The 13,418-nt window shown below is 54.0% G+C and carries 10 protein-coding genes; 2 read left to right on the forward strand and 8 right to left on the reverse strand.

What is annotated here, in order from left to right; genetic code table 11:
* Positions 1–18: 18 nt before the first annotated feature.
* Complete coding sequence (locus tag EFA69_RS10355) at positions 19–1,689, forward strand: RagB/SusD family nutrient uptake outer membrane protein (RefSeq protein ID WP_183906743.1); 1,671 nt, start codon at positions 19–21, stop codon at positions 1,687–1,689.
* Between the two features lie 44 nt (positions 1,690–1,733).
* Entirely contained in the window at positions 1,734–2,642 is a 909-nt protein-coding gene (locus EFA69_RS10360) for a DUF5017 domain-containing protein (protein ID WP_123133006.1), read from the forward strand.
* 247 nt (positions 2,643–2,889) lie between these two features.
* Here the strand turns inward: EFA69_RS10360 and EFA69_RS10365 are convergent, their stop codons facing one another.
* The 8 genes from EFA69_RS10365 to EFA69_RS10400 all read right to left on the reverse strand — a co-directional run bounded on the left by EFA69_RS10365 (position 2,890) and on the right by EFA69_RS10400 (position 13,372).
* Positions 2,890–3,747, reverse strand: coding sequence for a hypothetical protein (locus tag EFA69_RS10365; protein WP_123133007.1), 858 nt, complete (start codon positions 3,745–3,747; stop codon positions 2,890–2,892).
* A gap of 129 nt (positions 3,748–3,876) precedes the next feature.
* Complete coding sequence (locus EFA69_RS10370; RefSeq protein WP_123133454.1) at positions 3,877–5,769, reverse strand: beta-N-acetylhexosaminidase; 1,893 nt, start codon at positions 5,767–5,769, stop codon at positions 3,877–3,879.
* 218 nt (positions 5,770–5,987) lie between these two features.
* Positions 5,988–7,442 (reverse strand): carbon starvation CstA family protein, encoded by a 1,455-nt coding sequence (locus tag EFA69_RS10375; RefSeq protein WP_123133008.1) that lies wholly within the window; start codon positions 7,440–7,442, stop codon positions 5,988–5,990.
* A gap of 279 nt (positions 7,443–7,721) precedes the next feature.
* Positions 7,722–8,912 (reverse strand): AGE family epimerase/isomerase, encoded by a 1,191-nt coding sequence (locus EFA69_RS10380; RefSeq protein WP_123133009.1) that lies wholly within the window; start codon positions 8,910–8,912, stop codon positions 7,722–7,724.
* A gap of 11 nt (positions 8,913–8,923) precedes the next feature.
* On the reverse strand, positions 8,924–9,859 hold the full coding sequence (locus EFA69_RS10385; RefSeq protein WP_123133010.1) for a DUF4434 domain-containing protein: 936 nt from the start codon (positions 9,857–9,859) through the stop codon (positions 8,924–8,926).
* A 61-nt stretch (positions 9,860–9,920) separates the two neighbouring features.
* On the reverse strand, positions 9,921–10,625 hold the full coding sequence (locus EFA69_RS10390; protein WP_123133455.1) for a GDSL-type esterase/lipase family protein: 705 nt from the start codon (positions 10,623–10,625) through the stop codon (positions 9,921–9,923).
* 175 nt (positions 10,626–10,800) lie between these two features.
* On the reverse strand, positions 10,801–11,487 hold the full coding sequence (locus EFA69_RS10395; protein ID WP_123133011.1) for a GDSL-type esterase/lipase family protein: 687 nt from the start codon (positions 11,485–11,487) through the stop codon (positions 10,801–10,803).
* 4 nt (positions 11,488–11,491) lie between these two features.
* Positions 11,492–13,372, reverse strand: a complete 1,881-nt coding sequence (locus tag EFA69_RS10400; RefSeq protein WP_123133012.1) for a sodium:solute symporter family protein — start codon at positions 13,370–13,372, stop codon at positions 11,492–11,494.
* Between the last annotated feature and the right edge of the window lie 46 nt (positions 13,373–13,418).

The following is a 13,418-nucleotide window of genomic DNA, read 5'->3' on the forward strand; positions in this document are numbered from 1 at the left end:
TCATTCCTGAGAATCGCCATGAAAAGATTTTTCTATACCGCCACTATTTTGGCAACCCTGGGCTTCTCCTCCTGCCAGGATTTTCTGGAGACCACCCCAGATGATTTTGTGACACCGGCCAACTACTACCGCAACGAGGAAGAGGTGAACGCCGCCCTGGCCGGGGTCTATGACATCCTGGGCCGTAACCAAACCTACGGCCGCACCCTGTGGTGGGAACTGGACGTAGCCGACCAGTTTTTTGACAACCGCTCCAACGCCATTGTGGACATGTCTTTAAACAACTATGACGCCACAGACACCAAAGTAGCCGGCCTATGGGAAGCCCTGTATCTCGGCATCAACCGAGCCAACATGTTGCTGGAAAACCTGGACAAAGCAGACATGCCCCAAGACGCCAAAACCAAGGTGCTGGGGCAGGCGAAGTTTCTGCGGGCGTACTACTATTTTCTGCTGGTAACCAATTGGGGCGATGTACCCTTGCGTTTGAACGCTACGGCCTCTGTGAAGGAAGTGAACGTGCCTAAAACCGCTTCCAGAACCATCTATGACTTCATTGTGAAGGAAATGGAGGAAGCAGAAGCCATGGTAGATGTCACTGGCACTAAAAGCCCTAATAGCACTACCGTCAGCTTTAAGTACAACCACTCCGGCAGGGTAACCAACACTGTGGTACAGGGTATACTTGCGCGGGTGAACCTTAAAATGGCCGGCGCTCCCCTCAATGACCGAAGCCGCTACAATGAGGTGATCAAGTGGGCTACCAAAGTAAAAGAGTCTGGTTTACATAGCCTCAACCCCAGCTATAAGCAAATCTTCATCAACCACATGCAGGACCGCTATGACCTCCAGTACCGTGAGTCTATGTGGGAAGCCGAGTTTGCCAGCGCCGGGCCCGGCCTGAGTTATGAGGAAGGCTCTTTGGGCGTTACCGGAGGTATTAACACCGGAGACCCAGAGATTGGCTACAGCTACGGCATTATCCAGATTCTGAAAAGCCACTATGATCTGTACCCCGTTAGCGGCCCCCGGACCGTGGTGAGGACCAATGTCACGCCGGCCACCATTATAGTGGAAGATTCCCGTGACACCCGCCGCGACTGGAACATTGCTCCGTTCTACTACTCAGGTAAAGACACCGTGGCTTACAGCAAAGACCAGATCTACAACCGTAAAAACGGCAAGTGGAGACGCATCTACCAGTTGGCCTTGCCTAAGAACAATAACAGTTCCCCGGCCAACTTCCCCATCCTGCGCTACGCCGATGTGCTCCTGATGCTGGCGGAGGCTGAAAACGCCGTAAATGGCCCTACCGCTCTGGCAAAGGATGCCGTGAACCAGGTTATACGCCGCGCCTACGCCGTGACCCCAGACCGCAACACCCCCGGAGCGGGCACTCCCGATGACGTATCCGAGGGGGTAGACCAGGACCAGTTGCTCACCATTATTCAGGAAGAGCGGGCCAAGGAACTGTTCTCTGAAGGTCTCCGCAAGTTTGACCTCATCCGCTGGGGCGAGTACCTGTACGTGATGCGCGCTTTGTCTAGCCAGATAGCGGTTTCGGCACCCTCTAACTTGGTCTACGCAGGAAGAGCGGCTACCAACGTGACCGAGAAGCACCTGCTGCTGCCCATCCCTACTGGAGAAACCACCCTCAACAATGCCATTGTGCAGAACAGCGGCTGGTAGCGCCGCCAGATTCCTGACGTTCCACTTCAAGCAACATCCGTAACATGAAATTCAAATATCTTTTTTACCTGCTGCTTCCGCTCAGCTTCTACTCCTGCCAGGACACGGAAGTGGAAGCCCCCACCTTTGACGTAAAGCCTACCAGCCTCCAGTACAAGCTCGGCGACTCCGTTCGGTTCAACTTCACCGGTGACCCAGACTTTCTCACCTTTTACTCCGGAGAGATTGGGAAAGAATACCAGAACCGTGACAGGGTAGAATTAACCGGAGGCAAATTAGAACTGGAGTTTGAGACGCAAACCCTATATGGCAGAGACACAGATTACATCTCCTTGCTGGCATCTACCAACTTCAGTGGCACTTACACTCCTGAGGAAGTGACCAAAGCCACTTGGGTAGACATCAGCAATAGATTTACCTTTGCCACCGCAGCACCAGGCGCCGTTGGGGTTAGGACTATGTCTGGTAAAGTTGATGTCACAGATTTGCTGGCGAACGGCCAACCCATCTACTTTGCCTACAAATATGTTGGGAAGGCCAGTACCACCACCAAGACATCACAATGGCTCTGGAGACTTTATGCGTTCAACGTAACCAATTCGTTCCCCAACGGCAACTCTACCTTAGTTTCTACGCTTGCCACGACCGACTGGGTGAGCGTAGATTTCGCCAACCCAACCAGTAAATGGATATATACCTCTGCCTTGGTGTATTTCAACCCGTTCTCTACCCTTGACGCCTCAGAGGAATGGGCCATCTCCAAGCCGTTCAACCCCAACAAAGTCACGCCAGACCGGGGGGTAGCCATCAAAGAGTTCTCCAGACGCAAATCTTCTCATGCTTATTTATACAGCAAACCAGGCACGTATAAAGTTGTTTTTGTGGCCACTAACGGCACTATAGACGGGCAGAAATCCATGGTGAAGGAACTGGAGATTACGGTACTTCCATAGTACATCATTTTCCTTTTAAGAAGGCTTACAAGAAAGAGGCCGCTCCCAGGCAAAAATCTGGGGAGCGGCCTCTTTCTTTTGAACAGATTTTTCCCCACCCAGGAAAACAGCACCGCATCTGCCGTGCGTTTAGGGGCTCCTTTTCTGAAAACCAGGCTAAACCACCTCGGCAGGAGCTCGCCGTTCCTATAAAAAACAGCTTGACCGGAGCCCCGGCCAAGCTGTTCTACTGATACAGGAAGTACGCTTACTGCTTCCCTACAATATCAATTCTCTCGCCACCTTTTTGAATGTTAGCCGTCTTGGTGACCACAATGTATTGGGCATCTGGGCAGCGCATGTCGGTGAGGCGGGCGGGGGGCATGGACACTTGCAGATCACCGCGGTGCAGGGTGGTGTAGAGCCATTCAGAACCTATGACCTTGGCCGTGGTGGCCTGCGCAGGTTTGCCTTCGTTGCGCACCTGATCAATGGCGTTCACGCGTTTGAACTGGCGCTTCACGTCTGGGGTGAAGCCTTCGGCGTCAAAGTCCACCTCGAAGCGTTTCTTGGGGTGTTTCCCGGCATCGGCAATGACCATGCGCAGTTTCTGGGGCGCCACCATCACCACCGACATTTGAATGGTGTCTCCCGGGTGCCAGGTGTACTGCTCTACGTTGGGCGGGTTGTTCCAAACCTTAGTGCGCCAGAACGGCCGCCAGGCAATGCGTTGGGCGCTGGTTTTGCCGGTGGCTTTGTCTACGGAGAACGTCCAGGTCATGCCCGCATCCACCTCATAATGCCCGCCGGCGTTGCCGCCCATGTAAATAGAGAAATTGTCCAGTGGCAGGTTGTTGCGCTGGCTGTCCAGGCGATTGGGGTCAGTGGAGGGGTGTCCCAGGACCACTACGCCCGTAATGCCCGTCCAGGTGTCATAGCTGCTCACCACCTTGCGGTAATAGGCCCCGGGGAAACAGGGAATGGAGGCTTCCGGAGGAATTTCGCCGGCAATTTTCTGGTCTTGAGCGCCGCCATTAGACGTAGAGGAAGACGAGGTGCTTTTGCAGCCCAGCACAGAGACGAAGAGGAGGCCAAGGGCCACTTTCTTCAGCGGTTGAATACGCATACGCATGGTAAGTTTGAGGATGTAAAAGGGTTATATAATTAGTTTGATGCTGATGATTGATGGGCAGAAATCCCTTTCCGTTTAGCGGCTCTTTTTCTGAAAACAGGCCCAAAACAGGCAACATAATAGTTACTTCCTTACCCGTTTCTCCACCTCAGACAGCGGCAAGTTAATCTCGCGGCCCACCCGTTGGCCGTGGCGGTAACTCACCACCCTGATGTGATGCGCCCCCTTGGGGATGTCCAGCGGTTGGCCTTGGTATTTAGGGTAGAACTTGTCTGGGTTGGAATCATCAAAGGTGTAGTACATTTCTATGTCTCTGATCTCTGAGGAAAGCACCACTTGGAGAGCACCTGAACTGTCTTTCACCCCCCAGACAATGGGCTCATAGAAATGGGTAGCGTAGTTCACCTCCGCTGCGTCCAGCCGCGGCAAATGGGCCTCCAGGCGCGGAATGAAGTTCTCCCACTGGCGTTTGGGTTGGGGCGTCCAGAAGACTTCGGCTAGGGAAAGGGCGCGGGGCCAGGTCATAGATTGCAGCTTCCGCTCGTGGGCTACCTGTTCGGTCCAGAGGCTCCCCTGCCCGCCCAGAATATTGGCGGCATTGGCTTCCAGGGGAACAGGGTTCCAGTTGTAGGTGGCATTGAGGCGGGTAACGGTGAAGGGGCCGTTCTCCAGGTAAGGGTCTCCCTGGTAAAAATCCAGATAGGTGTTGAAGGCGGGCGTCATGACTACTTTATGCCCCTGTTGCGAGGCGGCAATACCGCCTTTCATGTCTTTCCAGCTCATGACCGCCATGTTGGGGGCCAAACGGCCCTCCAGTTTCTCGTACCAGCCCATGGGTTTCTTGCCTTTGCTTTGGATGATGCGGGCCAGCCGTTTCAGGAAATAAGTCTGCAGCTCCTCAGAGTTTTTGAGACCTTCGGTTTTGATGCGTTGCTGGCACTTGGCGCATTTGTCCCAGTAAGAACGGGTCACCTCATCGCCGCCCATGTGCAGGTACTCGCCGGGGAACAGCTGGGCCAGCTCAGAGAAGACTTTCTCCAGCTCCGTGAAGGTAGAATCATTGCCTACGCACAGCACGTTGGTACGCTGGGGGTTCCAGGGATCGCCGGCCAGCACCTGTTGCGGCGTCTGGGTGCAGGACAGGTTGGGATAAGACGCGATCAAGGCGAGGCTGTGGCCGGGTACGTCTACCTCAGGCACAATGGTCACAAAACGTTCTTCCGCATAGCGGATAATCTCTTTGATGTCTTCCTGGGAGTAAAAGCCGCCGTCGGTGGCCGCCTCACCGGGTTGCGGCGCCTGAAAACCTTTCCAGTAGCCGGTGCGGGGCACGCGCCAGGCACCTACCTGGGTCAGTTTGGGCAGGCTTTTGATTTCCACGCGCCAGCCCTGGTTGTCGGTTAAGTGCCAGTGGAACGTGTTGAGCTTGTATTTGGCCATCTGGTCTATGTAGGCCTTCATCACCTCCTTGGGAAAGAAATGGCGGCTCACGTCTACCATGAGCCCGCGCCAGGCCAACCGGGGGTAATCTTTGATCTTCACCCCGGCAATCTCCCAGCGCACGCCAGCTACCGTCTGCTTACTCTCTACCGCGGGCGGCAACAGTTGCAGCAGTGTCTGAATACCGTAGAACCACCCGGCCGGGGCGTTGGCCTGAAGCAGGATAGCCTGCGGCGTTACTTCCAGCGTGTAGCCTTCGGAGCCCAATTCTGGCTGCGGCTGCGGGAACAGCTGGAACTGAATACTATTTTTCTTTCGGGCACCCACTTTCACGGGCAGCGCAAAACCGGTGGGCACCTGCAAACGCTGTGACAGGAGCTGCGCCACCCCAAGATGGGCCTCGTGCCCCTTCGGTAGTACAATAACGGTTTTGGCGGTGAGTTCAAACGTGCCCTTGGTCTGCGCTACCTGCACCGGCTCCGGAATCAGGGCCAAGGCGGGGGCGGGCTTGGCTTTTTGGGCGAAAACAGAGGAGCTGACCAGTACCAACAGAAGCAGAAAGCCAATTCTAGACATGCGGCAAAAGGATATCATTGGGCAAAGAGATAGCTGAGAAGAAGCAAACTCCTTCCTCCAGAGGTATAGAAAATGCGTTTCGAGCCTGTTTTCAGAAAAGGAGCCGCTAAACGGCAAGCCACTCCATGGAAGATTCAGCCGAGAGGAAGTGTCTGTTTAGGGGCCGTTTTTCTAAAAAGAGCCGCTAAACAGACATTGTCCTCCCTGTCATACTGGGGCTATTTCACCAGTTCCACGGTGGGTGGACTGTTCTTCACGCGGGACACGTGCAGCAAAGTGAACCCTAGCAGCACCACCGCCGCACCAATTCCCACCGCATAAGAAATCTCCACTGGCAGCTGGAATCCTTCGGGGGCCACCAAAATATAGGACGTAGCCACCGCCGTCATGAACACCGCCGGCACCAGTGAAATCCAGTACTGTTTCTTCTCCCTGATGAGGTACGCCGTCACTACCCACAGCACCACCGTGGCCAGAGACTGGTTTGTCCAGGCGAAGTAACGCCACACCACCCCAAAATCAATGAGGGTAAGGGCGTAACCGGCGGCAAAAAGGGGTAAGCTGATGAAGATTCGGTTTTTGAACGGCCCCTGGTCAGACTTCAGGAAATCTGCCACAATGAGGCGGGCACTTCTAAAGGCGGTGTCGCCGGAGGTTATCGGCGCAGCCACCACCCCTAATAAGGCCAGAATACCCCCTACTTTACCCAGCAGGGAGTTGGAGATTTGGCTCACCACCCAGGCCGCGTTTCCGTTCTGCTGGGTCATGACCTCGTTCAATTCACGTACGCCGCCAAAGAAACTCATACTGATGGCCGCCCAAATCAAGGCTACCACGCCCTCAGTGATCATGGCCCCGTAGAAAATACTGCGGCCCTGTTTCTCATTGGTCATGCACCGCGCCATCATGGGTGATTGTGACGCATGGAACCCCGAGATAGCTCCGCAGGCCACCGTCACAAACAGCATGGGGAACAGCGGAAACTTGTCGGGGCTGGTGTGTTGGTTGTACAGACTGTCCCAGGTTACCTCAGGCACGTGCAGGCCGTCTTTGAACATGACCAGGGAGATGCCCACCGCCATAAACAGCATGGCCACCCCAAACAGCGGGTACATCTTGCCAATGAGCTTGTCAATAGGCAGAATGGTGGAAAGAAAATAATAGATGAAGATAATCCAGACCCACATGGTTACGCCGCCCCCGGCGTTGCCCGAGATGTCATTCAGGATTTTGGCGGGCCCCATGATGAACACCGCGCCCAGCATGATCATGAGAATGATAGTGAACACGCGCATGAACTGTTTCATGCCATTGCCCAGGTATCGGCCGGTGGTCTCGGTGATGCTCTCCCCGCCGTGCCGCAGAGACAGCATTCCGGAGAAATAATCATGCACACCTCCGGCGAAGATGGAGCCCAGCACAATCCAGAGGAAAGCAGACGGCCCCCACATGGCCCCGGCCACCGCCCCGAAGATGGGCCCCAACCCGGCTATGTTCAGGAACTGAATGAGGAAGATTTTCCAGCGCGGCATGGGCACATAATCTACGCCATCTTCCATGGTGATTGCCGGCGTAGGCCGATTAGGGTCTACCCCAAAGATGCGCTCCACTACTTTAGAGTAAACAAAGTAGCCTACAATAAGCGCCACAACAGACACAAAAAATGAGATCATAGGTATGTTTTTAGAGATAACGCCAGAAAATCAGGTTCAGTCATATAAAACTGCGGGAAAGGCGTTTAGAGGCTATTTTTGGAAAAACAGCCTCTAAACGCAACTAACTTCTACTGCCGTTGACCAATCTTCCCAACTGGGGGTGAAGACAGAATGCCGGCACCGGCAGACTTGCTTTGGAATTTAGACTTGGCAAACGCCTACCTACTGAGAAAAGCGTCCGTACAGAAACAATGGCAGGCCAACCGCTGTAGCGGTCCCTTGACCATTGCTTGAAAATTACTTGACAAGCGTGTTTACTTCCGGCTGCCCCACAGACACGTTCTCCAGCGTTTTGTACACCTGGTACAGGCCGCGCGGAATATGGAAACAGCCCTTCCACTTACCGCCTTTAAGCGGCAACAATACTTCATTGCGGCGGTTCAGGTAGCCGAACCACTCGCCGTACTGCTCATCTCTGAAATTGTTCCAGGTGTAGTCATGCAGTTTATCAAACCATTTCTGGCAACGCTCATCGCCGGTGGCGGCGTAGGCTTTGGCCATGCACACCAGGGCCTCTACGTGCGGCCACCAAAGTTTCTGGTCCCACTCCAGCTGCTGCGGCGGGTAGCCTTTGATGTCTTTGAAGTACAGCAAGCCGCCAAACTCCTTGTCCCAGCCGTAGTCCAGGGCGTTGAGGGCAATCTCAATGGTGCGGTTCACCAAAGCTTTGTCGCCCAAACGCACGGCCAGGTCCATGATGAACCACATGGCTTCAATGATGTGCCCGGGGTTGATGACACGGCCCTCAAAACAATCGGCGAACGAACCGTCTGGCGACACGTTCTCCAAAATAAGGCCGCTTTCCTTATGGTAGAACACCTCCATCACTTCATGGATGATCTCGTGCATAAGGTTATCAATGAGGCTTTTGTCCAGCAGGTGCTCTATCTCCAGCGACAGGTTGCTCAAAATCATGGGCAGCGAGAAGTTACGCAGGTCCCGGGTACCGGGGTACGCCTTGCTGTATTTGCCTTTGGGGTTCTGGCGGCGGTTGAGGATGTTCTGGAACGTTTTCTTGGCAATGTCTGCGTACTCTTCGTTGCCCGTGATTTTGTAAGCTCCGCCAAAGCCCATGGCCGAGAAACAGTCTGAGAAGATATTGTACGGCTGTACCAGCGGCTGGCCCTGTTGGTTCAGGGAGAAATAGAAGTTACCCTCGGCATCACGACCATGCTTCTTGAGGAACTCGGCACCGTGCACGGCCATGTCCAGCCACTCAGGGCGCTGCTCCACTTTGTCATAGAGCATGGAGAACATCCAGGTTTCGCGGCCCTGCAGCCAGATGAATTTATCTGTATCAAATACGTTTCCGAATTGGTCTAAGCAGGTAAAAAATCCGCCGTGCTTCTCATCCTTAGAATGCTTCATCCAGAAGGGAATCACATTCTCCAGTAACTCCTGCTTGTACAGCTTAGAATAGTGGTTCATAAAATTTTTGATTATCGTAAACTCTGTAAGTACTCTTTGTATCTGTTGTAAAGGTGGCCCGCCTGCAAATAGGCGCTCTGCGGACTCATGAAATGTGAAAACTCAAACGTGATGGCTTTGTCATACCCGGCCTTGCGGGCGGCCTCCAGCTTGAGGCGCAGCTTCTCAAACTTGATGGGCAGGAACTTGATGGGCATGTCGCGGTCAAAGCTCTCGGCGTTGGTCCAGCACTGGAGACCAAAACGGTCGGCCATTTTTTTATTAATGGCGAAGAAGTCTTCCAGCTCATGGTAGTCAATGTGCCCGTCTTGGAACGCCACCGCGTCTACGGAGCCGTGCAGGCCCGAGAAAATCTCGCTCCACTCCTCCTCGTGCTGGCGCAGCGAGACTGCGTCTTCTTTGGAGAGTTGCGAGGTAGCCGCCATCACGGCTTTCTTGCCGTCTATCCAGGGCGAGATGAACGTGGGCAGCCCGCCGCTCACGTCTTTGCACTGCTGACCCAGCGTCCGGAAAGCCTCGGTGGCGCCTTTGGTCTTGCGGCTGATTTCCATGCTCAGGTACCAGCCCCCGAAGCTCTTGAAATGGCCATACTGTTTCCAGACTTCGTCAATGACGTAGCGGTTGGCGTCAATCTCAGACTGCAGATTACCGGTGTCCCAGTAATGGCCGCTGTCATACAGCCCGAAGTAAAACTTGAGCCCGTGTTTCTCGGCCAGCTCCAGATACATCTGCACCAGGTCTACCGGCGGCTCATAGCACCTGAAGTTCTGCTGCAGGTATTGTGACGGATAGGTGATGAATCGGCGGTAGCCGCTCCTGATCATGATGACCGTGTCAATGCCCACGGCTTTCATGTACCCGAAATCGCGGTCCCACTCTTCGCGGCCCCAGTTCTGGTGCGGGATGTCGTGGGAGATTTCGTCTATAAAGGTTCCGGTAATCTTCATGCGTGTTTATTCAAAGTGGGGTAACTGCCAGGCGCAGCTTTCCTTGTTTTCAGGGGTATGGTTACAGGTATTTCTTCTCTTTCAGATATTGCACCCACACCGGGTAGGCCGCGTCTGTGACGTGGATGCCATCCAGTGAGTACTCTTTCTTGAGCTGGCCGCTGGCATCTGCGAAGACTGGGTGCAGATTGATGTAAGTGAGTTTGTGCTTTTTGGCGAAGGCCTGGAGCTGCGTGTTCAGGCTTGTCACCGCTGGATTCAGGTTCTTGAGGTAATCAGGTTTCAGCATGTCATCCAGCAGCGGCAGCACGCTCTGCACGTACAGCTTGGTCTTAGGCGACTGCTGTTTCACGCGCCGCACCAGCCGCTCATAGTTCTGCAAAATGATGGACTCCGGAATACGGCGTGACAAATCATTGATGCCTATGAGCAGGAAAATCTTCTTGGGTTTGGCCGCTAAAATGGCATCCAGCCTTGCCAGGACCCCGTGCGTGATGTCGCCGCCAATGCCGCGGTTGGCCACCGGCACGCCGGGCAGCAGCTCCGCCCACTTGCCCCGCGCCGTGATGCTGTTGCCCAGAAACACCACCGCGTTTTTAGGAATGGGCTGCGCACTAAATTCCTTCATGCGCAGCTCATAGTGGGAGTTCACGTAGTTGCTGTCAATCTTGGCGGTTTGGGCAAAGGCACCTAAGGGCAACAGCGTACAAAGCGTAACCACCACTAACCACCGCAAACCCGGAAACCGCAAAGCGTTTTTTCTCATCTTCTTTTCTTTTCCGTTTAGCGGCTCTTTTTCCAAAAACAGGCGCTAAACGTCTTTTCCTTTGAACCTCCGCCCCGGCTACTAAAGACTTTGTGGTCTCTAATGTTCGGGTTGGAGGATAAAAACTCAAATTCCGTTTAGGGGCCGTTTTTGGAAAAACGGCCCCTAAACGGCGTTACAGGACTTTGGCCTGTTTCAGTTGATTTACCCACTTGATGTAGGCCACTAACTTGAGGTGAATGCCATCGGTGGTGAGTTCTTTGTCCAGTTGTCCCTGGACATCGGCCAAGGCCGGGTGCAGGTTTAGGAACGGGACGCCCTGCTGTTGTGCCAGCGACTTCAGTTCCTGATTCAGTGCAGAAATTCGCGCCAACGTCACGTGTTGGTAGGCGCTGCTCAACAGGCCTTCGTTCACGGGCAGCACACTTTGCAGGTACACCTTGGTTTTGGGCGATTCTGCTTTGATGCGCTGCAAGATGCGGCGGTGGTTGTTGGCTATTATTGCCGGGTCCAGGCCGCGCTTGAGGTCGTTCACGCCAATGAGCAGGAAAACTTTGGCAGGTTTAGATTCAAGCACTTCGTCCAAACGGGCCAGCACGCCCCAGGTCACGTCTCCGCTGATGCCGCGGTTCACCACGTTTTTGCCCGGCACCAACTCCTGCCACTCGCCCGCCTCCGTGATAGAGTTGCCCATAAAGACAATCTCCTTCTTCCTGTTCGGCATTTGCCGGAAAAAATCCAGACGCATGCGGTAATGGGAGTTGGCGTAGCTGCTGTCTATGCGGGCGGCTTCCTGCGCCACGGCAGTACCGGGATCCAGGAAAGCCGCCAGCAGCAGGCCCATCATGATGGATTTAATCATAGGGCTAGCCAACTTTTACCATTTTCTCCTGGGTGGGCAGCGGCGCTACCGGAACCTGATCTGCTTCCTTGAGTTTGTCCCACCAGTTCTTCTTCAGGATCACGCTCGTGATCACCAGCACCACGGTCCAGGCGGCGGCGTAGTAATTCTCTCTAATCATGAAGTAAATAGGAATGAGTACCTGTGACATCTGCCACACAATGCCCACCACAATGTTGAGGGCATCGCGGCCGCCGTCTTTGTTGGGCACAAACGTGGGGTCTTCAGCCATCACTTCGCGCTTGATAGGTCCCCAGAAACCCCACGGACGGGTTTCTTTGTAGTAGTTCTTCACAGCCTCGCGGTTAGGCAGCGGCGACATATAAGTGCCCACCAGACAGCCAATCAGAGAGAACAGCAAAATGACCGGGAACACGTAGATATCCACAATCTCCGGGAACACGAACAGCTTGATGGTAGACGCAATCAACCCGAACAGCATGCCGTAGAAGTAGCCGTAGCCGGTGAAGCGCCACCACACCCACTTGAGCAGGTTAGCCGCCACGTAACCGCCGTACAGCGCCGAGGTAATCCAAAGCGTAAGTTTATTCAGAGAACCCGCGTTGAACCCGAACACAATGCCCACCATCACCAGTACAATAGACGAGATGATGCTCAGGCGCACGTATTTCTTATCAGAGGCCTTGTCATTGATGTATTTGCGGTAAATGTCATTCACAATGTAGGCCGGGGCCGAGTTTACGAAGGCCGAGAACGTACCCATGAACGCCGCCAACAGACCGGCCAGCAGCAAGCCCCTGAAGCCGTCCGGTACAAACTTATTGATGGCGAATGGCAGAATTTTTTCAAAGTCCATGTTGGCGCCCATGCTGTTGAGTTCGGGCACCAGGTATACCAGCGCCAGCACCGCAAACCCGGCCACCATCAAATAGCGCGGAATGTACATGACCCAGATGGTAGTAAAGCTCATCTTGGCGGCCTCTGAAGGCGTACGCGCCGAGAGCACGCGCTGCATATCATAAGACGGCACCGGACCAGCAATAGACGCGAAGATTCCCTTGAACAGCATCATCATGAACAGCAGCCCGAAGAGGTCAAACCCGTCGGTTTCCAGTTTCTGGTTCACCGCCGGGAAGGGTGTATTGCTCCAGTCCAGGTTCAGGTTCCAGCCAAACGTCAGGTCTTTCCAGCCCGCTGGGATGGCCGCATTGATTTGCTCCGCGCTCACTGAGGTGTAGGCTACGTACCCAATCACAAAGCACGAGATGGTCATAATAATGAACTGTAGAATCTCAGTGGCCACCACGCTGTACATCCCACCTTTCACGGTGTAAAGGGTGGTAATAGCGCAGATAATGAGTGCGTAAGAACGCTCCGAAGACACAAACCAATCGCCCAGGTAGAAGCTCATGTCCCAGGGCAGAATGGTGGTGCACAGTTTGCCTATCCCTTCAAAAAAGTAAGCGATAAACCCGAGTACGCTGATCACAGCAAAAGCCACAATGATGATGTGCGAAAGCTTGGCACCCTTACCATCACCGAAGCGGAAGGTAATCCACTGCGCGCCCGTCATTACTTTGGAGCGGCGCATCCAGATAGCCAGGAACACAAACACGAACACCTGGTTCCAGACTGGCCAGAGCCAAGGAATCCAAGCGCTTTTGAGGCCGTAGACAAACAAGATCATCACGGTCCACATGGTGCCGGACACGTCAAACATACCCGACGCGTTGCTCAGCCCCAGGTAGTACCACTTCATGGTGTTGCCGCCCAGAAAGTAGCTTTGCATGTCTTTAGAGGCTTGCTTGGAGATGTAAAACCCTATGCCCAAGATACCCACGATGTAGGCAAAGATGATGGCAATATCTAATACACTTAAATTCATTCTATTCTATTTATTGGGCGGTTTGTTTGTTGGTTTGTCAATTTTC

Source organism: Rufibacter immobilis (assembly GCF_003721565.1).
Taxonomy (GTDB): Bacteria; Bacteroidota; Bacteroidia; order Cytophagales; family Hymenobacteraceae; genus Nibribacter; species Nibribacter immobilis.

Coding starts and splice junctions, on each gene's coding strand:
- EFA69_RS10355 (WP_183906743.1), top strand. CDS start 19: ATGAAAAGATTTTTCTATACCGCCACTATTTTGGCAACCCTGGGCTTC.
- EFA69_RS10360 (WP_123133006.1), top strand. CDS start 1,734: ATGAAATTCAAATATCTTTTTTACCTGCTGCTTCCGCTCAGCTTCTAC.
- EFA69_RS10365 (WP_123133007.1), bottom strand. CDS start 3,747: ATGCGTATTCAACCGCTGAAGAAAGTGGCCCTTGGCCTCCTCTTCGTC.
- EFA69_RS10370 (WP_123133454.1), bottom strand. CDS start 5,769: ATGTCTAGAATTGGCTTTCTGCTTCTGTTGGTACTGGTCAGCTCCTCT.
- EFA69_RS10375 (WP_123133008.1), bottom strand. CDS start 7,442: ATGATCTCATTTTTTGTGTCTGTTGTGGCGCTTATTGTAGGCTACTTT.
- EFA69_RS10380 (WP_123133009.1), bottom strand. CDS start 8,912: ATGAACCACTATTCTAAGCTGTACAAGCAGGAGTTACTGGAGAATGTG.
- EFA69_RS10385 (WP_123133010.1), bottom strand. CDS start 9,859: ATGAAGATTACCGGAACCTTTATAGACGAAATCTCCCACGACATCCCG.
- EFA69_RS10390 (WP_123133455.1), bottom strand. CDS start 10,625: ATGAGAAAAAACGCTTTGCGGTTTCCGGGTTTGCGGTGGTTAGTGGTG.
- EFA69_RS10395 (WP_123133011.1), bottom strand. CDS start 11,487: ATGATTAAATCCATCATGATGGGCCTGCTGCTGGCGGCTTTCCTGGAT.
- EFA69_RS10400 (WP_123133012.1), bottom strand. CDS start 13,372: ATGAATTTAAGTGTATTAGATATTGCCATCATCTTTGCCTACATCGTG.